The organism is Subtercola sp. YIM 133946, from assembly GCF_036553535.1.
In the GTDB taxonomy this organism is placed as follows: domain Bacteria; phylum Actinomycetota; class Actinomycetes; order Actinomycetales; family Microbacteriaceae; genus Subtercola.
Genome location: NZ_JAZHPE010000016.1, coordinates 41,992 through 62,688, shown reverse-complemented (window position 1 = coordinate 62,688; position 20,697 = coordinate 41,992). Strand labels below are relative to the sequence as shown.

Below are 20,697 nucleotides of genomic sequence, written 5' to 3'. Positions count from 1 at the left end.
GGTCAGCCGCGGAAGGTGATGCGTGCCCGAGTGAAGTCGCGGGTCAGCCCGGTGCCGACGAGAATGCCGAGCGCGATCGAGAACAGCGAGATGCCCGTGTTGACCAGCGTCGTCACGCTCGCCGCCCCCGCGCTCACCGAGGTTCCACCGGCGCTCTCACTGATGCCGATGAACCCGAGCGCCCCGGGCACGAGCAGCCAGAACGACGCCAGCATCATCACCGTGGCGGGCGGTGCCGACCGGAACTGCGCGAGGAACCGGCTGAGCGGCACCACCACAAGCGCCCCGACGAACCCCGACAGCAGCGAGCCGAGGAACACCGCCCCGATGGTCTGGGCCCCGTACGACGCGAACAGGGCCACGAGAATCCACAGGAACGACCGCTTCGGCGCCGACAGGAAGAACACGAACCCCACACCCACCAGCGCCACTCCCGCGATCGCCGACCACCACCCGAGACCGTTCACCTGTGTCACCTCGGTGCCGCCGTGGGTCACGGTGAGCCCGGCGATCACGCCGAACGCGAGCAGCAGCAGCTGGGCGACGCCGTAGACGACCCGGCTGGCGCCCGCGATGATCTGGTTGCTGGTGAGCTCGATCGACGCGACGGTGAGCGTGAGCCCCGGTAGAAAGCTCACCAGCGCCGGGGCAATGAGCTTCAGCGGGCTGTCGCCGGCCGCGCCGGCGAGGAACAGCGTCGTGATCACCGTGACGATGAACGAGGCGAACACCGGCATCGCGCTGGCCAGGGTCGGCAGCCGCTTGCCGAGCACGAGCAGCCCGCCCACGATGGCGCCCAGCAGGATGTACGCCGGAATCGCCGCCGCCGTGGGGTTCAACGTCAGCCCGAAGCCGAGGCACAGCACGGTGTGCCCGACCACGGTCATCCACGGCCCGAAGCGCGGTGCAGAGGTGCGGATGGCCGCCAGCCGGCCGAGCGCATCGTCGGGGTCGAGCGTGCCGCGCTGGGCCTCACCGACGAGTTCGTCGATCGCGGCCGCCTGGTCGAGCCTGATCGACAGCGTCGACACCGTGTCGAGGTCGGTGCGGCCGGCCCGGGCCGCGAGGTCTTCTGCGCTGTACCGGCCGTGGCCGCCGACCACGGTCTGCGAGCCGGTCTCGGTCGACACGGCGCCGGCGACCTGGGGCTCGCCCGGGCCCGCCACCGCGTCGAGCTGCAGAATGACGAGCGTGGGCAGCACGGCGATACGGATGCCCGTGAGGTTGTAGGTCGCCGCGATGTCGTACAGCGTGTTCTCGACATCGTTGGTGGCCTGGCTCGACGCCAGCATGGCCACGCCGAGCGCGCGCAGCATGGTCAGGATGGCCGTGTCTTTGGCCTCTTCGTCGGGCTCCTTCGGCGGCGCCTGCGGCTTCAGTGTGCGGCCCCACTGGCGGCGCAGCTCGCGCCACGGGTGCAGCCCACGCCGCGGGTGCGGTGCCGGCGAGGGATTTCGGGCCATGTCAGTATCCTCTCAGGCGCGAGGCCCGTCGGGGTTCAGCGCTCGTCTGTGGCGGCCGGCCACGCTCGTCAGTGGTGGCTGCCGACGGATAGTCTCGAGGGTGCCGGCCGTGACGCGCGGTGCGGCGATCTTGAAAGGAAACCTCACGTGAGCGACACCGTCTACACCGCCATTCTCGACAGCGGCAGCAGCACCGAATCGATCCAGCTCGAGTACATCGAAGGGCTGCCGCAGAAGTCGATCGTTCGAACGGCCGACATCGACGGCGAGCCGGCCGAGGTCGTGTGGGAGCTCGACCCCGACGCGGCCGAGTACACCTACCGCCCGATCGAGGTGCAGGAGGGCGCCGACTCCGAGTAGCTCACCGCGAACGCGGCGTTTCGGCGCATCCGCGCTGCTTCGAAAGGGTGCGGATGCGCCGGACGGGCGCGGATGCGCCAGAACCAGCGCGGGCGCCGGGGGCCGCGCGGCTACGCCGTCTCGGCGGCGCGCAGGGCGCGCAGCGCCTCGCGCCGCCGGGCCTGCTCGAGCGGGTCGGGCACGGGCAGCGAGGCGAGCAGCCGCTGGGTGTACGGATGCTGGGGAGCGCCGAGCACCTCCGCGCCGGTACCCTCTTCGACCAACGTTCCGCGGTACAGCACCGCGATGCGGTCGGCGAGCAGGTCGACGACGGCGAGGTCGTGGCTGATGAACAACGCCGCGAACCCGAACTCCCGCTGCAGCTCTGCGAACAGCTCGAGCACCCGGGCCTGCACCGAGACATCGAGCGCCGAGGTCGGCTCGTCGGCGATCAGCAGTTTCGGCTCGAGCGCGAGAGCGCGGGCGAGGCTGGCGCGCTGGCGTTGTCCGCCGCTCAGTTCGTGCGGAAAACGATCGCCGTACGCCGACGGCAGCTGTACGGCCTCGAGCAGCTCGTTGACCCGGGGGCGGGCGGCCCCGGCATCCTGAGCCCGGCCGTGCACGATCAGGGGTTCGGCCACGCAGTCGGCGATGGTGAGCAGCGGGTTGAAGCTCGAGCCCGGGTCTTGGAAGACGAAGCCGATGTCGCTGCGGGTCTTCTTGAAGCGGCGCTCGCGCACGCCGTTCATCTCATGCCCGAGCACCGAGAGCGAACCGCTCGTCACCTTCGTCAGCCCCGCGATGGCGCGGCCGATGGTGGTCTTGCCCGATCCGCTCTCGCCGACCAGGCCGAGCACCTCGCCCTCACGAATCTCGAAGCTCACTCCGTCGACGGCCACGAACGGGCTGCGCCCGAACCGCCCGGGGTACTCGATGCGCAGGCGATCGGCGACGACCACAGGGGGAGCGGCTGCCCAGTCGGCCGCCCGACCGGATGCCCGCTCGGCGGTCTGCAGCGCACCCTGGCCCACGTGGGGCACGGCGGCCAGCAGCTGCTTCGTGTAGTCGTTCTGCGGGTCGGCGAACAGCGTCACGACGTCGGCCTCTTCGACCACGACACCCTGGTACATCACGGCGACCCGGTCGGCCAGGTCGGCCACCACGCCCATGTTGTGGGTGATGAGCACGATCGCCGCGCCGAACTCGTCGCGGCAGCGGCGCAGCAGGTCGAGAATCTCGGCCTGCACAGTGACGTCGAGCGCGGTGGTCGGTTCGTCGGCCACGATCAGGCCCGGGTTCAGCACCAGCGCCTGCGCGATGACGACGCGCTGCTTCTGGCCGCCCGAGAACTGGTGGGGGTAGTAGTTCACCCGCGTCTCGGGGTCGGGAATGCCGACCCTGCCGAGAATCTCGATGGCCTTCGCCTTGGCCTCGGCCCGCGAATAGCTGCCGTGCGCACGCAGGCCTTCGGCGATCTGCCAGCCCACGGTGTACACGGGGTTGAGCGCTGTCGACGGCTCTTGGAAGACCATCGACACGTCAGACCCGCGGATGCCCCGCAGCTGTTTCTTCGTGAGGCTGACCACGTCGCGGCTGCTGTCGTCGTCGCGGCTCGAGAGCACGATCGCACCCCTCGAGGTGGCGGTCTCGGGCAGCAGCCCGAGAATCGACTTCGCCGTGACGGTCTTGCCCGAACCGCTCTCGCCGACGATCGCGAGAACTTCGCCCGCGGCGACCGAGAGGCTGACGCCGTCGACGGCCTTGATGGCGCCGGCGTCGGTGGAGAACGACACCTCGAGGTGTCGGATATCGACGACAGGCCCGCGGGTAGGGCCGGCCGTGGTGTTCTCAACGGTCACGGTCAGACCCTCCATCGGTGTCTTCGAGGCCGGCGAGACCGGCGGGCCCGGCGGTCAGGGGTCCGCCGGGCACGACCGAGGTCTGCGCGACGTCTCCCGTTCCCACCGGCCTCTCCACCCGCCGCGCGTGGCGCGTGGAGCCTCCGGCCGGCGTGGGCCCAGCGGCGGCGACCGCGCGACGGCCGCGCAGGCGCGGGTCGGCCAGGTCGTTGAGGCTCTCACCGACGAGGGTGACACCCAGCACCGAGAGCACGATGGCGAGGCCGGGGAAGATGGCCGTCCACCAGATTCCGCTGGTCACGTCTGAGAGCGACTTGTTGAGGTCGTAGCCCCATTCGGCGGCGGCCGTCGGCTCGATGCCGAAGCCGAGGAAGCCGAGCCCCGCGAGGGTGAGTACTGCCTCCGACGCGTTCAGCGTGAAGATGAGCGGCAGGGTGCGGGTCGAGTTTCGCAGCACGTGCCGGAACATGATGCGCGGGGTCGAGGCACCGATGACCATGGCCGACTCGACGAAGGCCTCGCTCTTGATGCGCACGGCCTCCGAACGGATCACCCGGAAGTACTGCGGAATGTAGACGACCGTGATCGAGATGGCCGCCGCCAGGATTCCGCCGTACAGGTTCGACTGGCCGCCCGAGATCACGATCGACATGACGATGGCCAGCAGCAGCGACGGAAAGGCGTAGATCGCGTCGGCGATGACCACGAGCACGCGGTCGAGCCAGCCGCCGAGGTACCCCGACACGAGCCCGAGGAAGACGCCGACGAAGATCGAGAGCACGATGGCGACGACCATCACCTCGAGCGCCGTCTGGGCACCCCAGATGACCCGCGAGAACACGTCGTAGCCGCCGACCGTGGTGCCCCAGATGTGGCCGGGGCTCGGCGGCTCCTGCGAGCCGAACGGCCCGCTGGCGTCTCTGAGCTGGGCGAAGCCGTAGGGCGCGATCCACTGCGCGAACACGGCGCAGATCACGTAGACGGCCGTGATGATGAGGCCGGCGACGAGCATGCCGCGCTGCAGCCCCACGCTCTGGCGCAGCTGGCGCACGACGGGCAGGCGACTCAGGATGCTCGGCTTGGCCGGTCGCGGAAGTGTCGCGGTCACGTCAGTACCTCACCCTCGGGTCGATGATCGCCGCGGCGACGTCGACGATGAAGTTGGTCAGGGCCACGATCACCGCGAGCAGGGCGACGATGCCCTGTACGGCCACGAAGTCGCGCGCACCGAGGTACTGCGCCAGCTGGAAGCCGAGGCCCTTCCATTCGAACGTCGATTCGGTGAGTACGGCGCCGCTGAGCAGCAGTGCGATCTGCAGGCCGATGACGGTGATGATGGGGATGAGCGCGGGCTTGTACGCGTGCTTGCGCACGAGCCGGTACTCGCTGACGCCGCGCGAACGTGCGGCATCCACGTAGTCGGTCGACAGCGTGCCGATGACGTTGGTGCGCACGAGACGCAGGAAGATGCCGGCGGTCAGCAGGCCCAGCGTGACGGCCGGCAGCACCGCGTGCAGCAGCACGTCGCTGATCACGGCCGGATCGCCCGTCTGGAAGGCGTCGATGAGGTAGAAACCGGTGGTGTGCGGCAGGTCTTGCATCTCGAACTCGCTGCCAGTGCTCGCGCGCCCGGCGACCGGCAGCACATTCAGCCACACCGAGAAGATCAGCTTCAGCAGGATGCCCGCGAAGAACACCGGGGTGGCGTAGCAGAGGATGGCGAACACGCGCAGTACCGCGTCTTGGCCCTTGTCGCGGAAGTAGGCGGCGAGCAGACCGAGCGGAATGCCGACGATGAAAGCCACGATGAGCGCGTAGAACGCGAGCTCGAGAGTGGCAGCCCCGTAGGTGACCAGAATCTCGGTGATCGGCCGGTTGTCGCTGATGCTGTTGCCGAAGTTGCCCGTGGCGATCTGGCCGAGGTACTCGATGTACTGCACCAGGATGGGCCGGTCGTAGCCCGCCGAGTGGATGCGCTCCTGCAGCTGGGTGGCGTTCAGCCGCCCGCCGAGTGCCGCCGTGATCGGGTCGCCGGTCAGCCGCATCAAGAAGAAGACGAGGGTGACCAGAATGAAGATCGTCGGAATGATCAGCAGGAATCGTACGACGATGTAGCGGCCGAGGCCGCCCCCGGTGCGCTGCTTCTTGAAAATCGTTGTCGACTCAGCAGCGGTCTCGGGGGCGGCCTCGGAGGTTACAGAACTCAACCCTTCGACAGCGCCGCGTAGCGGAACTTGAACGACGCGTCGAGCGTGTCGGAGGCACCGTTCACGTTCGAGCCGACGACGGCGACCTGTGAACCCTGCAGGTAGGGGATGGTCGACAGGTCGGCCGCCACCTTCGCCTGGATGTCTTCGATCTCTGACGTGCGCGCGTTGGGGTCTGTCTCGCCGACCTGCTTCGTGATCTCGTCTTGCACCGCGGTGTTGTCGTAGTGGTTGGCGAGGAAGTTGTCGGCTGAGAAGAACGGCGTCAGGTAGTTGTCGGCGTCGGAGTAGTCGGGGAACCAGCCGAGCTGGTACTCCGGGTAGACGTCGCTCGTGCGGTCTTTCGAGTACTGCACGTAGTCGGTCGTCTGCAGGTTCACCGTGAAGAGCCCGCTGGCCTCGAGCTGGTCTTTGATCAGCGCGTACTCGTCGGCCGACGAGGGGCCGTAGTGCTCGGAGACGTACTGCAGGTTCAGCGTGATGGGGCCGGTGACGCCCGCCGCGGCCAGGGTCGATTTGGCCTTGTCGAGGCTGGGGCCGCCGTTGCCGTCGCCGTACAGGTCTTTGAGCACGGTGGTCGCACCCGTGAGCCCCGCCGGAACGTACGAGTACAGGGGCGTGTAGGTGTCTTTATAGACCTGGCTGGCGATCGCCTGGCGGTCGATCAGATCGGCCACGGCCTGGCGGACTGCGAGCGACTTGGCCGGGTCGGCCTCGGTCGTCGTGGCACCGAACGGCATCGTGTCGAAGTTGAAGACGATGTAACGGATCTCGCCGCCGGGCCCGTCGACGACCTTGACCTTGCTGTTCGTGCTGAGGTCGGCGATGTCGGTGGCCGAGAGGCTGCGGTAGGCGACATCGATGTTGTTCTGCTGGATGTCGAGCTTCAGGTTCGCGGCCTCGGCGTAGTACTTCACGTTGACCGTCGGGGTCTTCGCCGCCCCGAGGAGGCCCTGGTAGTTGGGGTTCGCCTTGTACTGGATGGTGTTGTTGAAGTCGTAGCTGGCGATGTCGTACTGCCCGGCGAACGGGTGCGCCTTGACGATGTCGGTGTCGGGGGTCAGCGCGGTGGCCGAGAACACCTGCTCGTCGACGATCGGGCCGGCCGGGCTCGAGAGCACCTGGGGGAAGGTCTGGTCGTTCGGCGTCTTGAGAGTGAAGACGACGGTGGTGGGGTCGGGCGCGGCGGTCGACACGAGGTTGCCGAGCAGCGATGACGGCCCGTTCTCGTCGGCGATGCTGACGACGCGGTCGAAGCTGAACTTCACGTCAGAGGAGGTGAGGTCGTCGCCGTTGGCGAACTTGAGGCCCGGCTTGAGCTTCACGGTGTACTCGGTGGGCGACGTGAAGTCGGCCGAGACGGCGATGTCGGGCGCGACGTCGGGGCTGCCGAGCGGCGTGTTCATCAGGAACGGATACACCTGGTTCTCGACCGCGAACGAGCCGTTGTCGTACGAGCCCGCAGGGTCGATCGTGGTGATCTTGTCTGTGGTGCCGATGGTGATCGAGCTGGCCGACGCGCCACCGGTCGAGCTGCTGTTGCCGCCGCCGGAGCAGCCGGCGAGCACGAAGGCGGAGGCCGCCACTGCTGCGGTCACCCCGATCAGGCGAGTGGTGCGCGGGCGCAGGTGTGACCGGGGGGCTGACGGCATTCGCGTCTCCTCTTTCAGTACGATTCGCCTCGACAGGATCGCGAATCGTGATGGGTGTCGAACAAAAAAATGCGCGCAGGCATCGTGGTGGATCCCCGCAGCGCATTGCTGTGTAGAAAGTATTAACCCCTCGTAGGGGTGGCTTCGACCAATTCGCACGATTGTGCACATGAACGCAATCTTCTAGCGCCTCATGTGCGCAGACACAGGATTCATGCGTCTAGTTCAGGTGAGACAGAGCTTCTTCGAAGAAGACGAGGCTCTTTTTCCAGGAATCCGTCGCCGCAGCGGCTCGGTAGGCCTCGTGATTCGTGTCGTTGAAGAACGCGTGGCCGGCCCCGGGGTAGGTGACCGGCAGGAAGGTGATGCCCGCCTGGCGCATCTGGGCGGTGAGGTGCGGCAGGGCATCCATCAGGGGTGTGTCGTCGTGACCGACGAAGTAGAGAATCGGGCACGAGATCTCGTCGATGAGCTGCTGGGTCAGGTTCGCGTAGCCGTAGTACGGCACGGATGCCCGCACTCGCGGGTCGGCGACGGTGAGGCTGAAGGCATAGCTGCCCCCGAAGCAGTACCCCACCACGCCGATGCGCCCGTCGACCCCGGCCTGCCCCTCGAGGTGGTCGACGCACTGCACGAGCTTCGTGATCGCGCTTGCGGCGAACGCCGGCACGGCGACGGGGGCCATCAACTCGCGCAGCAGGGGTTGCGCGGCGTTGCGCACCTCGGGGTCGGCCGACGACAGCGACTGCTGCAGCTCGGCGGCGACAGTGGCGCTGATGCCGAGGTCACCCATCAGGTCGGGCGCGAGCGCTAGGTAGCCCTCGGCGGCGTAACGATCGGCCACGTCTCTGATGTGGTCGACCAGCCCCCACACCTCGTGGATGACGATGACCGCTCCCTTCCACTTGCGTGGCGGGCGGCTGGGCGTCGCCAGGTAGGCGGTGAACGAAGCGTCGTCGGTGCCGAGGCGGAGCTCTGTCACGGGAATGCCTTTCGCGCGGGAACCAGAAGAGTCTACGGGGCACACGAAAACGGGCCCCGCGCAGTGTGCGCGGGGCCCGTCGTGCTGTGGTGGGGCGAGACTACTTCGTGTTGACCGTGATCTTGGCGATTCCGACCTCGAGCTTGTCGGTCACGGCGGTCGTGCTGTAGGTCTTGTTCAGCAGCGCGGCGGCGTCAGGCGACACGTAGACCGTGGTGCCCTCGAGGATGGCTGTGTCGCCCGAGGTCTGCAGGGGCTTCAGCGTCGAACCGTCGAGGTTGAACAGGTAGGCCTGCGTGGCGACCGGCGAACCGTTGGCCGAGACGTCACCGTAGAGCTTCGAGGTGCCGGGGTCGACGGTGAAGTTGGTCAGGTCGACCTCGATGCCGCCGCCGGTGAGCGACAGGCCCGAACCCTCGTGCTTGATGCTGCCCTGCACGTACGGACGGTAGCTCTGGCTCGGGTCGTAGTACTTGACGTTGCCGCCCGTGATCGGGAAGGCCAGCACGCCGGCGCTCGACAGCGTGGCGGTACCGAGCACGCCCGGGGTGAGGCCGAGGCTCTTCAGCGCCGCGAGGAAGCCGGCGTCGACGGTGACCTCGGTGTCGACACCGGTGAGGTTCGGGATCGAGGCGACGGGGGTCGGGGTGGAGGAGGTGCTGGCCGAGGGCGATGACGCCGTCGACGTCGACGATGACGAGCAGGCGGCGAGCGAGAAGGCGAGGGCGCCGGAGGCAGCAATCGCGATTGCTGCTTTCTTGAAATTACGCATGAGTCGAATCCTTTTCTGTGTGAATCGGCGAGAAGCTGATCCGTGGGTGTCGGTGATTGCTGACACCATGAGTTCGGCCTCGCTCCCGAATCGGGTTGGAATCCGTTTTTTCACACAGCTGGCATTCAGGTTCGATAGACCCGCCTTCTATAGGTGCGATACGCGAGGCCCGCGAGCACCATCAGCACGGCGAGACCGAACGAGACGCGGGCGACGGCGAGCGTCGGCACCAGCAGCTGCGCGGTCAGGGCGGCCGGCACCGCGAGCCACTCCCACCGCCCACTGAGAGCCACGAACGGCACCAGCAGCAGCGCGTACCACGAGTAGTGCGGGGTGACCACGAGCAGGGTGGTGCCGATCATCACCACCTGGCCCATCCACGGTTCGGCCGGGTCGGTGCGTCGCCAGACCAGCACGGCGGTGACGAGCAGCAGGATGCCCGCCAGCACGATGGCGGCGGGCCCCGGTGCCACCAGCGAGAGCAGCGCGAACCGGCTGCCGTCGTCATAGCCCTCTTCTGCCAGGTAGCCGGGCAGGAACCCGATGACGGCGATGCCGGTCGCTACGACGTAGGGAACGTAGAGGGCGGCGAAGGTGAGCACGGCGGGCACGGCCACCTGGAACGGGTGCCGCCGCAGCAGTGCGGGGGCTCCGATGACGGGCACGAGTTTGACCGCGATCGCGAGGCCCAGCAGAACGCCGCCCGCGATGGTGCGGGCCGTGGAGACACGCGACAGCGCCGCCGCTCCGGCGCCCGGGGCAGCGGGTGGGTTCGGCCCGGGCATCCGGTCGCCCACGGCGCCGCGTGCGACGAACAGCGTGGCGAGCAGCAGCAGCAGCGCGGCCAGGGCGTCGACGTGCGAATTCGTCACCGCCTCGGTCGCGACGAACGGGCTGAATGCCCAGAGCGCCGCCCAGCGTACGTTCTTGCGCCGGCGTCTCAGGGTCAGCACGAGCGTCACGGTGACACCGAGGCTGACCAGGGCCCCGGCGAGCTGGAACGGCCAGTACTCGGCCGTCGCCGGCACGGTGAAGCGCACCCCGGCGAAGTACAGCTCGGCGCCCGGCGGGTAGATCGTGTGCACCTGGGGCCGGTTGATGGTGGTGCAGATCACCTCGAACGACGGCAGCGACACCGTTCGGGCGACGCGCCCGCTCTCGGCGCACTGCGGATGCCCGTCGCTGTCATTCACGGCGGCCGGAAACAACCACGGCTCACGAAACGGGGCCAGCGCGTCGTCGGCCGGCACGGAGGTGTAGGGCGACACCCCGTTGTTCTGCACAATGCCGTCGAAGGCGTACCGCGCAGAATCCGAGCTGGTGTTCGGCGGGCCGGCCAGGGCGGCGGCGCCCAGAACGGCCGAGCCAGCGACGATCAGTACGATCGCCGCCCTCGCCGGCACGCGCTTCAGCGCCAGAACGGCCACGATGAAGAGACTCCAGAGCGCGACGGTGAACCACACGATTCCGCCGGCGTCGGCCGGATCGAAGAATCCGAGGGCGCTGACTGACATGATCGTCAGAACGGCCATCACGGCCAGTACGACGGCGGTGGCGACGGTGGAGGCCAACGCTCGGGTATCAGGCACGGCCCTATCTAAACACCCCTCCGCTCCGAAGAAGGAAGCATGCAGCACCAGCCCGTGCGACGTCTGCTTCTGAACATGCAACGCGCCGTCGCCGCACCCACCCGCAACCCGCGCCTCGCCGTCGTTCTCGGCAGGCTGCTGGCGACGGCGTTCCTGCTCTGCTTCGCGACCGGCCTCTACAGCCACTTCCTGCAGCAGCCGCTGCCGTGGATGCGCTTTCCGACCCAGCCGACGAACCTCTACCAGCTCACGCAGGGCATCCACATCACGGCCGGCATCGCCTGCTTCCCGCTGATCTTCGGCAAGCTCTACACGGTGTTTCCGAACCTCTTCCAGACACCGCCGGTGTCGGGGCTGAAGGGGCTGCTCGAGCGGGCGTCGATCGCGCTGTTCGTCGGGGCGTCTCTGGTCGAGATCGTGATCGGGCTGCTGAACACCTACCAGTTCTACCTCTGGCCGTTCGGTTTTCGTGAGACGCACTTCGCACTGTCGTTCGTCATCATCGGGTCGCTGGCCATCCACATCGGCGTGAAGCTGCCGATCATCGCGCGGTACTGGCGAAAGGGCGACGGTTACGGGCCCGAGCTGGCGCAGACCGCCGACGAGCGCGAGCTGGTGGATGCCCCCCTCATCGATGCCGTGCCGACGCCGTTGCAGGGCGCGCCCGGGGTGCGGCAGGCCGCCGGGCTGACGGGCAGGCTCTTCCGCTGGATCGACTCGACGCCGTCGCTCGACGAGCCGCGGGTGGCGGTCGCGCCGATCACGTCGGTGCGCGCCGAGAACGAGCTCGACGAGCCGCGCATCGCGGCCGCGTCGATCGTGTCGGCACCAGTGGCGGCAGAGCCGATCGACCCCGACATGGCGGCCGCACCCCGCACGCGTGTGCGATCATCCCTCAGCCGCCGTGGCTTTCTCGCCACCATTGCGGCCGGTGTGGGCGCCGTGGTGCTGCTGACCGCCGGCCAGTCGTTCGCCTTCCTCGCGCCGCTGAACGTGTTCGCACCGCGCGAGAAGGGAATCGGGCCGCAGGCCGTGCCCGTGAACCGAACGGCCATGGCCGCCCAGGTCACCGACACCGCGATCGACCCGAACTGGGCGCTGAGCGTCACCCACGGCACGTTCTCTCAGCGCTTCAGCCGAGCCGACCTGCTGGCCCTGCCGCAGACCACGGTCGATCTGCCCATCTCGTGCGTCGAGGGCTGGAGCCAGATGGCCACCTGGAGCGGCGTTCGGCTGACGAGCCTGATGGCGCTGGTCGGCGCGGGCTCCACAGCCGCCCTCACGCTCACCAGCCTGGAGAAGGAGGGCGGCTATCGTGTCACCCAGATGGGCCCGGAGTACGTGGGCGACCCGAACACGCTGGTCGCGCTGATGCTGAACGGCGAGACTCTCGACATCGACCACGGGTATCCCGCGCGCATGATCGCGCCCGGCCGCCCCGGCGTGCTGCAGACCAAGTGGCTGAGCTCGCTGGAGGTGGTGTGATGACCGAGACGACCGAACCGGTGTCGCCGGGGATGGCCCGCGTTCGCGCCGCGCTGATCGGCGTGGGAGTGCTCGGGCTGCTGCTCGGCGCATACGTACTGGTGACGCTGCAGAGCCCGATCGCGATCGTCGGGGTGGCCACGTGGCTGCTCGGCGCGATCATCCTGCACGACGCGGTTCTCTCACCGATCGTGCTGGGCGTGAGTGTTCTGGTGCGGCGCACCGGGCGTCGGGTGTCGCGGGTCGTGCTGGTCATCGTGCAGGGCGCCGTCGTTGTGGGCGCCATCATGACGCTGCTGGTGGTGCCCGAGATCTACGCCAAGACGAAGGGCCCCAACACCACCGTGCTGCCGTTCGACTACGCGCTGCGGCTGGGGTTGCTCTGGGCATCCCTCGCCGTGCTCACGGCCGTGGTGTGCCTGCTCTACACGCGCCGGGCCCGCCGCCGGGGCTGACCCGGCCCCGGCGGGCCGGCCCCGCCTCACCGGCCCGGCCGCTGGGGCTGGCCCGACCCCGCCGGCCCGGCCCCGCCCCGCGTCGGGTGGATGCCCGTGGGCTCAGTTGTTGCCGACCGTACAGGTCTGCTCAGCCGCCGTCTGGCCGCTCACGTTGGTCGGCAGCGCCACCGACGTGGGCGTCGGCGTGGCGGTGTCGGTGGGCGCGGCGGTGTCGGTCGGAGCCGCCGTATCGGTGGGCGCTGCCGTGTCGGTCGGCGTCGAGGTAGACGTCGGGTCGGCCTCGGCCGCCCGGCCCACACCGCCGGTCAGCGAGATCGGGGTGTCGTTCTGCAGCGCTGTGTTCAGCACGTCGGCCGCTGTGTCGTCGGGAATGACCCGGTTGGGGTCGTCGGGGTCGCTGACCACCGGATACTGCACGAACACCAGATCGCTGAGGCTGACGTTCTTCAGGGCCAGCGCGATGGCGACCATTGCGGTCGGGTCTTGCAGCGTCGTCGAGAACTGCATGTTCGACACGGCTGCGTTCGCCAGCTGGTACAGGGCCAGCGGGTTGGCGAGAACGCCGGCACTCGTGATCTTGCGCATCAGCGCCGAGAGGAAGACCTGCTGGTTGCTGATGCGGCCGAGGTCGCTGCCGTCGCCGACACCATGCCGGCTGCGCACGAAGGCGAGGGCCTGGTCGCCCACCAGGGTCTGCTCGCCGGCGGAGAGGTCGAGACCGGTGTAGGGGTCGACCACGTCGCTGGCGAGACACACGCTGACGCCGCCGACGGCGTTCGACATGGCGATCACACCGTCGAAGCTGATCTCGGCCGCATACGGGATCTTCAGGCCGGTCAGGGCCTCGACCGTGAGAACGGTGCAGGCCAACCCGCCGCGCGAGAGTGTGGTGTTGAACATCGCGCCATCGGTGGCGTCGACGGTGCTGCCGTCGCCGCTCGGGTCTGGGCACTCGGGAACCGGCGCGATCATGTCGCGCGGAATGCTCACGACGGTGGCGTTGGTGTGGTCGGCCGAGATGTGCAGCAGCATCGTGACGTCGTTGTTGCCGGCGCCCGAGCTGGCATCCTGGTTCGCCGCGTCGCTGAAGCTGTCACCCTGGTCGGTGCGGGTGTCGGTGCCGACCAGCAGCAGGTTCACGCCGCCCTCTATGGCGCCGACGCTCGGAACGGCGGCGGTCGTCGCGTCGGGGTCGGCGAGCTGGATGCCCGGGCCGATCTTGCTCAGCGTCTGGTAGACGGCGATCGCCGCCACCGAGGTCGAGCTGACGGCGAAGACGACGACCACAGCGACCGCGATCTTGAAGAACGTGGCAACGGGGCTCTGCGAAGGTCGTCGACCGTGCTTGATCGGAGATGGGGATTGAGTCATGGTCGTCGGCCGGAATGCCCTCTCGTTACGGTCGGTGCTGCCACCATGTTGCCGTACGAGGTGCGAGAAATCGGTGAGAACGGGCGCTCCCGGGGCAAATTCCTTGACAATGCCCAGTTTTTGCCGTCAGGCCGCCGTGCAGACGTTGGCCGCGGTCAACCCAGGGGCGAGAGCCGCACGAAGCTGCGGCCGTCGCGGCACCAGCTCTCGCTCACGGCGAGTGCGGCATCCGGAGCCCGGCGGGCGAGCGCCTCGCTGCCGATCTCGCTCCAGGCGAACGAGTCGCTCACGTAGCCCTCGTCGCCGACGATCGTGCCGGTGAACGACCGATCGGTGAGCGGGTCGTTCGCCGTCTCGACGAGCAGGCAGCCGTCGGGGGCGAGCAGCTCGGCGCAGCGGGTGAGCAGCGCGGTTGGGTCGCCGCCGATGCCGATGTTGCCGTCGACGAGCAGAACGGTCATCCACTCTCCTTCGTGCGGAAGTGGGTCGAAGACCGAGGCGCGCAGGGCCGGGATGCCCGCCCCCCGTGCCACGTCGACCGCGGCTTGCGACACGTCGACGCCGAGCGCCGAGTAGCCGGCCGTGAGGGCGGCGGCGACCATGCGGCCCGGGCCGCAGCCGACGTCGAGCAGGGGGCCGGAGCCCTCCTCGATGAGGCTCATGTCGGTGGCGTCGGCAGAGGCGCTCCAGCGCGAGACGTCCATGACGAGGGTGCCGGTTCGGGCGCTCGGGCCGCCGTCGCCCGCCGGGCCGCCGCGGTCGTGACGGCGGTCGGCGACGGTGCCGTGGCTGCAGTCGGGGTCGTCGCAGCAGTCGGGAACGAGAGTGAGCAGGCCGGCCGTCTGCAGGGCACGGGCGTAGGGCTCGCCGCCGCCCGCACCGAACGTGGTGGTCGCGCTCATGCGCGGGCCGCCGTGCTGCGGGGGGCGGCGGTGGGTCGTGCTGACGCGGGCGCCGTGCTGACGGCTGCGGCGAAGGCGGCGGCGAAGCGGCTGTCGGGCGCGGCTGCGGCCACCTCGACCGCGTCGGCGAAGGTGTCGACGTCGACGAGTTCGGGCAGCAGCGTGACGCCGAGCCCGGCGTCGACCAGGCGCTGCAGCTGCAGGCTGCCGGTGTCGTCACGCGACATCGGCACGCCGCGGATGAGCAATCCGTCGGGGTCGGTCATGCCGAGGGCCCAGAATCCGCCGTCGTTGGCGAAGCCGAGCCAGGCGTGCGAGTGGGTCTCGACGTCGCCCGACGAATCGGGGCCGGCGAGCCCCGCCAGCGCTGAGCGGAGGTCGGCCTCGGTGAGCTGCGGTGTGTCCATGCCGACGAGCAGCGTCGGGCCCGTGCAGGTGTCGAAGATGGCACCGAGACGGTTGTCGAGCCCGCCGCAGGCCTGCTGCACGACCTCGAATCCGTCTGCCGCGGCGGGGGCGTTGGCGGGGTCGCCGTCGAAGGCCAGCACGAGGTGGTCGGCCCCCAGCGACGCAACCGTCTCGAGCGTGTCGGTGAGGCTCGCGAACGCGACATCGGCGGCCTGCTCGGGTGACAGCGCGGGCGTGAGCCGCGTCTTGACCCGACCCGGAACGCACTCCTTGGCGATGACGACGATGGTGAGCATGCTGCTGCCTCCTGCTGCGGAACGGGTCATCCGTCGCCAGCCTCTGGCAGTTCGAACGACAGGGGCTCTGCGTGCGCCCCTCGGCATGTGTTCGGAGCGGAGGTGTCGTCGGATGGTTCTGCAGCGTTCGCTGAGCGAATACTCAGGAAGCGGGCGTCAGCGCCCGCGCCTGACCGCCGCGAGCAGCCTCGACATGTCGTTGATGGCGACGATGGTGCCGCGCAGGGTTCCGGTGACCTTCGAGCGGCCGACCCGGGGCGCGTACGAGGTGTCGACCTCGACGATGCGCCAGCCGGCGGCGGATGCCCGCAGCAGCATCTCGAGCGGATACCCGCTTCGGCGGTCAGCGAGTTCGAGCGCGAGCAGAGCTTCGCGCGGGGCGACCCGCATCGGACCGAGGTCGCGCACCCGCACGTGCGCCCGCACCCGGATGAGCAGGCTCAGCGCGCCGTTCGCCAGGCGCGCGTGCACAGGCCACGACCCGCGCGCGGTCGGGCGGCGGCGGCCGAGCACGAGGGCGGCCGTCGGGGTGGACGCTGCCGGGTCGGCTGGCGAGCTGGGGTGCGGGACGGGGCGCGAGGCAGCCGGTCGGGGAGGCGAGGCCGGTGTGGTGGGCGAGTCGTCGGGCGGCATGGGTAGGGCCGCCAGGAGGGCGACCATGGCGGGCAGCTCGGCCGGGTCCATCGAGGCGTCGGCGTCGCAAAAGGCCACCACCGGCGCGGTCGCCGCGAGCAGGCCGGCGTGGGCAGCCGATCCGAAGCCGCGGCGCGTCTCGGTGACCACCAGCGCGCCATGCGCGCGGGCGACCGCCGCCGAGTCGTCGGTCGAGCCGTTGTCGACGACGATGGCTCGGTATCCCTGCGGCAGTCGGCCGAGCACCCAGGGCAGCGCAGCGGCCTCGTTGAGGCAGGGCAGCACCACGTCGACGAGGTGGGCGGGGCCGGGCCCGGGAGCTGGCTCAGCGCCCGCACCGGGCTCGGGAGCTGGCTCGACGCCGGCGCCGGACTCGGGGGCGGCCTCAGCGGGGAAGCCGGGGTCGGAAGTGGGCTCAGCGCTGGCCCCGGGCACTGAGCCGGCAGCGCCGGCGGGCTGGGGAAGGGTCGGGTCGGGCATCCGGAGCCTAGCCGGCGCTCGCGGGAGCAGCGGGCGCCTGCGCCGGGTCGTGGGATGTCTGCTCGGGTGGGGATGGCGGCGCGGGTGCGGGCGTCGTCGTCGGTGCGGCAGCGACCGCGGCGCGCAGGGGAGCGGTCGCGAACTCGCGCACGCCGTCGTCGAATGAGACGGTGGCCGCCCAGCCGAGCTCGGTGCGCAGGCGGTCTGACGACGCGGTGATGTGCCGCACGTCACCGAGCCGGTATTCGCCGGTCACCACGGGGGCGGGCCCGTTCGAGAAGCGGCTCAGGGCGGCGGCGAGGTCGCCGATGGTGTGCACGACTCCGCTGCCGACGTTGAACGCCCGGAACGCAGACGCGTCGGGCGCGCCCTCAGCGGAGCGTCGGCCCATCGCTTCGCCGCCCGTGTCGGCCGCCATCTCGGTACTGTCAGCGCCGGCCGGGTGGGCCGCCGCGTCCGCCTCGCCGCCCGTGTCGGCCGCCACCTCAGCGCCACCCGGGCGGGCCGTGAAGTCGATCGCCGCCAGGTTCGCGCTCGCCACGTCGCGAACGTGCACGAAGTCGCGGCGTTGGGCGCCGTCTTCGAACACGCGGGGAGCCTCGCCGCGCTGCAGCGCCGACCGGAACAGCGACGCCACCCCCGCGTACGGCGTGTTCTGCGGCATGCCGGGGCCGTACACGTTGTGGTAGCGCAGCGCCGCCACGCGCCCCCCGGTCGAGCGCGCCCATGCCGCCGCGAGATGCTCCTGGGCGAGTTTGCTCGACGCGTACACGTTGCGCGGGTCGAGCGGATCGTCTTCGACGATGAAGTCGGGCGCCAGCCCCTCGCCGGTGTCGGGGTCGACCGGGTCGAACCGCCCCGCCTCGAGGTCGGCCACCCGGCGCGCGGCCGGGCGCACGGTCAAGGCCGGTGTCCTGCTGCCCGATTCGACCCCGCTGCGCTCGCCGGCTCCAGACGCGCAGTGTTCGTCGGTCTTGGCTCTGTCGTGCTCGTCGGCTCGGGCGCCGCTGAGCCCTCCGGCTCCGGATGCCCGTACGGGTGCCTGCGCGGACTCCGCCGCCGCCCGACGGTACTTGCCCTCGCCGTACACCACCATCGACGACGCCAGCACCAGTCGCTCGATGCCGGCGCGGGTCATGGCGGCGAGCAGCACGGCCGTGCCGAGTTCGTTGGTGTGCACGTAGTCGGGGGCGTCGAGGAAGTCGACCCCGAGGCCCACCTTGGCCGCCTGGTGGCTGACGACGGAGACGCCCTGCAGGGCATCCGTCACGGCCGCCTCGTCGGTCACGTCGCCGAGCCGGAAGTCGACCCGGGGGTCGTCGAACACCGGGTCGCTCACACCCGCGGTGGCGGCGGGGCGCGGGGCGTGCACGTCGGGCCGCAGGGAGTCGAGCACGCGCACGCGCCAGCCGGCGTCGAGCGCCTGGGAGACGATCGCGCGGCCGATGAAGCCGGCTCCGCCGGTGACCAGCAGCAGCCCACGGTCGCCGCTCGCGTGGTGGCTGTCGGTGGTGGCCGCGCCGCTCACGCGCCCGCCGTTGCGGAGGGGAGGGTGGAGGCGTGCGTCGGCTGCGCCGCGGGCTGCGCGAGCACGGCGGCGACGGCGGAAGCGGGGATCAGTTCACGAGGCTCGTAGTCGTCGGGGATGGCGCGGATGATCGTCTCGATGGCGGCCACGATGCGCGGCTGCGCCTCCTTCAGCCGCCGGAACACCAGCTCGGCCGACACGGCCTCCTCGTCGCTGCTGGCCACTGCGCTCGACGTCGCCGCACCGGGCGGCAGCGGCGCGAGCCCGGCGTCGGCATCCGTCACGAACGAGAGGTTCACCGTGCCCATGTTCAGCTCGGCGGCGAGCGTGACCTCCGGCACGAGCGTCATGTTGACGGTGTGCGCTCCTGCCGCCCGGTACCAGAGCGACTCGGCCCGCGTCGAGAAGCGGGGGCCCTGCACGACGACGACCGTGCCCGCCGGCGCGAACGCCTCGCCCGCCGCGGTCAGCGCCTCGCCGGCCCGGGCGTGCAGTTCGGGGCAGAACGGATCGGCCGCGGCCAGGTGCTGCACGCTCGCCCCGTCGAAGAACGTGTCGGCGCGGCCCCAGGTGCGGTCGATGAACTGGTCGGTCAGCACGAGAGTCGACGGTGGGTAGTCGGAACTGACGCCGCCCACGGCGGCCGACGAGATGATGGCCTTCACTCCGAGCGACTTGAGGGCCCAGATGTTCGCGCGGTAGTTGATGAGGTGCGGCGGGCTCGAGTGGTCGACACCGTGCCGGGTCAGAAAGGCCACGGTGCGCCCGCCGAGCTCGCCCAGGGTGATGGGGCTCGATGTCTCGCCGTAGGGAGTCGGGATGCTCACGCTGCGGGCCTCGGCGAACAACGAGTAGAGTCCCGACCCGCCGATGACCCCGATGCTGGCGCGCGCGTCGGTGGAGCTGGTCGGGGGCGCGGTGGGGGCGTCAGGCATAGGCCCACGGTAACAGCCGCCGTGCATCCGGTCGCGGAGGGTTGCTCGGCCCACCGCCGGTGCGTTACGCGCGCGGGAGGCAGCTCGTGGCGGCGGGTGGGGGCTCGGAACGCGGCGGGGGTGGGTGCGCGGGAGGCGGCTCTCGGCGGCGGGTGGGTGCGCCGAACGCGGCGGGTGGGTGTGCAGAGGGCAGCGTGCCGAGGCTCGGAACGCGGCGGATGGGTGCGCGGGAGGCGGTGGGCGGGCGCACGGGCCACAATGGGAGGGTGATGGCATCGTGAGTGAGCAGGCGAACGAGGGCGGGGCGCCTGCCGGCAACGCGGCGACCGGTGCGGCCGCCGACGGTGCCGGTCCCGAGCGCGCAGCCCGAGCGGGCGCTGCCACCGGCAACGAAAGCACCTTGGGCGCTGCCACCGGGAACGACAGCACTGGAGGCGCGGTCACCGGGAACGACAGCACCGGGGGCGCGGCCGAGGGCGACGTCACTGCCGAGCACGCGGCCCCCGGCAGCGCCGCCACTGCGGGCGCTGCCGCCGAGGGCGACACCGCGGCAGAGCGCGGGCCGCGGCGGTTTCCGGCGAGCGTGTTCGGGGTGGGCGACGAGCCCGATCCGAGGTTCTCGCTGGCGAATGAGCGCACGTTCCTCGCCTGGATCCGCACCTCGCTGGCCCTCCTCGCCGCCGGGGTGGCGCTCGAGGCGTTCGGCCTGCCGCTGAACCCCGGGTTCCGGCTGGTCGCCGCGCTCGTGCTCATCGTGGCGGGCATCCTGACCCCGGTGCAGGCCTGGTTCGGCTGGATGCGCACCGAGAAGGCCCTGCGCGCCAACCGCCCGCTGCCCGCCCCGGTGCTGGCCGGCCCGCTCGGCCTGGCCGTGATACTCGCAGGCCTGCTCGTGGTGCTGGGCTTGCTGTTCGCGAGCGGATCGGCGTGACCGGCAGCCCGGCGCGCTCGCTCGGCGATGCCCCCTTCGACAGGGGGCTGCAGGCCGAGCGCACCGCCCTGGCCTGGCGACGCACGGCGCTCTCACTCGCGCTCGGCTCGCTCGCCGCGAGTCGCGTGCTGAGCACCGTGCTCGGGCTGGGCTCGTATGCGCTCGGGATGCTCGGCCTCGCCGCGGCGGCCTGCTTTCTCGTGTCGGCCGACCGCAGGTACCGCCGGGCGCACGCGTCGCTCACGTCGACGGCGGCGCATCCGCGGGGCCCTCGGCTCACGTCGAGCGGAACGATGCTGCTCGCGATGATGCTGGTCGCGCTCGCCGCTGGCGCGCTGGCGTCGGTCTACGTGCTGCTCGCCGCCCTGCGCTGAGCCGCGCTGCCCGGGCCGCACTCCACTGCCGTG

Annotated in this window: 19 protein-coding genes; 5 read left to right on the top strand and 14 right to left on the bottom strand. The window is 70.3% G+C overall.

Annotated features, from left to right (window positions below):
* Positions 1-2: 2 nt before the first annotated feature.
* A complete protein-coding gene (locus V3W46_RS05500) occupies positions 3-1,463 on the bottom strand; it encodes a threonine/serine ThrE exporter family protein (protein ID WP_331782093.1) in 1,461 nt (486 codons plus the stop codon).
* A 147-nt stretch (positions 1,464-1,610) separates the two neighbouring features.
* On the opposite strand from V3W46_RS05500, the gene V3W46_RS05495 reads away from it, so the two are divergent.
* The gene (locus tag V3W46_RS05495) at positions 1,611-1,823 is read left to right on the top strand and encodes a hypothetical protein (RefSeq protein ID WP_331782092.1); all 213 of its coding nucleotides are present in this window, start codon (positions 1,611-1,613) and stop codon (positions 1,821-1,823) included.
* Between the two features lie 110 nt (positions 1,824-1,933).
* Here V3W46_RS05495 and V3W46_RS05490 read toward each other — a convergent pair whose 3' ends face one another.
* The 7 genes from V3W46_RS05490 to V3W46_RS05460 all read right to left on the bottom strand — a co-directional run bounded on the left by V3W46_RS05490 (position 1,934) and on the right by V3W46_RS05460 (position 10,863).
* Positions 1,934-3,676: a dipeptide ABC transporter ATP-binding protein gene (locus V3W46_RS05490; protein ID WP_443069937.1), complete on the bottom strand. Its 1,743-nt coding sequence runs from the start codon at positions 3,674-3,676 to the stop codon at positions 1,934-1,936.
* The gene (locus V3W46_RS05485; protein WP_443069942.1) at positions 3,651-4,673 is read right to left on the bottom strand and encodes an ABC transporter permease; all 1,023 of its coding nucleotides are present in this window, start codon (positions 4,671-4,673) and stop codon (positions 3,651-3,653) included. Before V3W46_RS05485 ends, V3W46_RS05490 begins: the two co-directional genes overlap by 26 nt.
* A 97-nt stretch (positions 4,674-4,770) precedes the next feature.
* Positions 4,771-5,814, bottom strand: coding sequence for an ABC transporter permease (locus tag V3W46_RS05480; protein WP_331782233.1), 1,044 nt, complete (start codon positions 5,812-5,814; stop codon positions 4,771-4,773).
* A gap of 50 nt (positions 5,815-5,864) precedes the next feature.
* The gene (locus V3W46_RS05475) at positions 5,865-7,520 is read right to left on the bottom strand and encodes an ABC transporter substrate-binding protein (RefSeq protein WP_331782089.1); all 1,656 of its coding nucleotides are present in this window, start codon (positions 7,518-7,520) and stop codon (positions 5,865-5,867) included.
* 220 nt (positions 7,521-7,740) lie between these two features.
* Positions 7,741-8,502: a dienelactone hydrolase family protein gene (locus V3W46_RS05470; protein WP_331782088.1), complete on the bottom strand. Its 762-nt coding sequence runs from the start codon at positions 8,500-8,502 to the stop codon at positions 7,741-7,743.
* A 100-nt stretch (positions 8,503-8,602) separates the two neighbouring features.
* Complete coding sequence (locus V3W46_RS05465; RefSeq protein WP_331782087.1) at positions 8,603-9,274, bottom strand: hypothetical protein; 672 nt, start codon at positions 9,272-9,274, stop codon at positions 8,603-8,605.
* A gap of 125 nt (positions 9,275-9,399) precedes the next feature.
* Positions 9,400-10,863 (bottom strand): glycosyltransferase 87 family protein, encoded by a 1,464-nt coding sequence (locus V3W46_RS05460; protein ID WP_331782086.1) that lies wholly within the window; start codon positions 10,861-10,863, stop codon positions 9,400-9,402.
* Between the two features lie 39 nt (positions 10,864-10,902).
* Between V3W46_RS05460 and V3W46_RS05455 the strand changes: the two genes are divergently transcribed.
* Positions 10,903-12,348 carry a molybdopterin-dependent oxidoreductase gene (locus V3W46_RS05455; RefSeq protein WP_331782085.1) on the top strand — a complete coding sequence of 482 codons (1,446 nt, stop codon included), beginning with the start codon at positions 10,903-10,905 and terminating at the stop codon, positions 12,346-12,348.
* Positions 12,348-12,803, top strand: a complete 456-nt coding sequence (locus V3W46_RS05450; RefSeq protein ID WP_331782084.1) for a hypothetical protein — start codon at positions 12,348-12,350, stop codon at positions 12,801-12,803. Before V3W46_RS05455 ends, V3W46_RS05450 begins: the two co-directional genes overlap by 1 nt.
* A 102-nt stretch (positions 12,804-12,905) precedes the next feature.
* Here the strand turns inward: V3W46_RS05450 and V3W46_RS05445 are convergent, their stop codons facing one another.
* The 6 genes from V3W46_RS05445 to V3W46_RS05420 form a co-directional block, all read right to left on the bottom strand.
* Positions 12,906-14,177 carry an LCP family protein gene (locus V3W46_RS05445; protein WP_331782083.1) on the bottom strand — a complete coding sequence of 424 codons (1,272 nt, stop codon included), beginning with the start codon at positions 14,175-14,177 and terminating at the stop codon, positions 12,906-12,908.
* 155 nt (positions 14,178-14,332) lie between these two features.
* On the bottom strand, positions 14,333-15,079 hold the full coding sequence (locus V3W46_RS05440) for a class I SAM-dependent methyltransferase (protein WP_331782082.1): 747 nt from the start codon (positions 15,077-15,079) through the stop codon (positions 14,333-14,335).
* Positions 15,076-15,813 (bottom strand): TIGR04282 family arsenosugar biosynthesis glycosyltransferase, encoded by a 738-nt coding sequence (locus V3W46_RS05435; RefSeq protein ID WP_331782081.1) that lies wholly within the window; start codon positions 15,811-15,813, stop codon positions 15,076-15,078. Before V3W46_RS05435 ends, V3W46_RS05440 begins: the two co-directional genes overlap by 4 nt.
* A 126-nt stretch (positions 15,814-15,939) precedes the next feature.
* Entirely contained in the window at positions 15,940-16,704 is a 765-nt protein-coding gene (locus tag V3W46_RS05430; protein ID WP_443069941.1) for a glycosyltransferase family 2 protein, read from the bottom strand.
* Between the two features lie 199 nt (positions 16,705-16,903).
* Positions 16,904-18,424: an NAD-dependent epimerase/dehydratase family protein gene (locus V3W46_RS05425; protein ID WP_331782079.1), complete on the bottom strand. Its 1,521-nt coding sequence runs from the start codon at positions 18,422-18,424 to the stop codon at positions 16,904-16,906.
* Positions 18,421-19,359 carry an MTAP family purine nucleoside phosphorylase gene (locus V3W46_RS05420; RefSeq protein WP_331782078.1) on the bottom strand — a complete coding sequence of 313 codons (939 nt, stop codon included), beginning with the start codon at positions 19,357-19,359 and terminating at the stop codon, positions 18,421-18,423. Before V3W46_RS05420 ends, V3W46_RS05425 begins: the two co-directional genes overlap by 4 nt.
* Before the next feature lie 583 nt (positions 19,360-19,942).
* On the opposite strand from V3W46_RS05420, the gene V3W46_RS05415 reads away from it, so the two are divergent.
* Positions 19,943-20,290 (top strand): YidH family protein, encoded by a 348-nt coding sequence (locus V3W46_RS05415; protein WP_331782232.1) that lies wholly within the window; start codon positions 19,943-19,945, stop codon positions 20,288-20,290.
* On the top strand, positions 20,287-20,664 hold the full coding sequence (locus V3W46_RS05410) for a DUF202 domain-containing protein (RefSeq protein ID WP_331782077.1): 378 nt from the start codon (positions 20,287-20,289) through the stop codon (positions 20,662-20,664). The genes V3W46_RS05415 and V3W46_RS05410 overlap by 4 nt, the downstream gene beginning before the upstream one ends.
* Positions 20,665-20,697: the final 33 nt, after the last annotated feature.

What these genes read in the sequence shown, in the direction of transcription:
- V3W46_RS05500 (WP_331782093.1), bottom strand. Translation starts at nt 1,463, where the DNA reads ATGGCCCGAAATCCCTCGCCGGCACCGCACCCGCGGCGTGGGCTGCAC.
- V3W46_RS05490 (WP_443069937.1), bottom strand. Translation starts at nt 3,676, where the DNA reads ATGGAGGGTCTGACCGTGACCGTTGAGAACACCACGGCCGGCCCTACC.
- V3W46_RS05485 (WP_443069942.1), bottom strand. Translation starts at nt 4,673, where the DNA reads ATGCTCGTCGCCGGCCTCATCATCACGGCCGTCTACGTGATCTGCGCC.
- V3W46_RS05475 (WP_331782089.1), bottom strand. Translation starts at nt 7,520, where the DNA reads ATGCCGTCAGCCCCCCGGTCACACCTGCGCCCGCGCACCACTCGCCTG.
- V3W46_RS05465 (WP_331782087.1), bottom strand. Translation starts at nt 9,274, where the DNA reads ATGCGTAATTTCAAGAAAGCAGCAATCGCGATTGCTGCCTCCGGCGCC.
- V3W46_RS05455 (WP_331782085.1), top strand. Translation starts at nt 10,903, where the DNA reads ATGCAGCACCAGCCCGTGCGACGTCTGCTTCTGAACATGCAACGCGCC.
- V3W46_RS05450 (WP_331782084.1), top strand. Translation starts at nt 12,348, where the DNA reads ATGACCGAGACGACCGAACCGGTGTCGCCGGGGATGGCCCGCGTTCGC.
- V3W46_RS05445 (WP_331782083.1), bottom strand. Translation starts at nt 14,177, where the DNA reads ATGACTCAATCCCCATCTCCGATCAAGCACGGTCGACGACCTTCGCAG.
- V3W46_RS05440 (WP_331782082.1), bottom strand. Translation starts at nt 15,079, where the DNA reads ATGAGCGCGACCACCACGTTCGGTGCGGGCGGCGGCGAGCCCTACGCC.
- V3W46_RS05435 (WP_331782081.1), bottom strand. Translation starts at nt 15,813, where the DNA reads ATGACCCGTTCCGCAGCAGGAGGCAGCAGCATGCTCACCATCGTCGTC.
- V3W46_RS05420 (WP_331782078.1), bottom strand. Translation starts at nt 19,359, where the DNA reads ATGCCTGACGCCCCCACCGCGCCCCCGACCAGCTCCACCGACGCGCGC.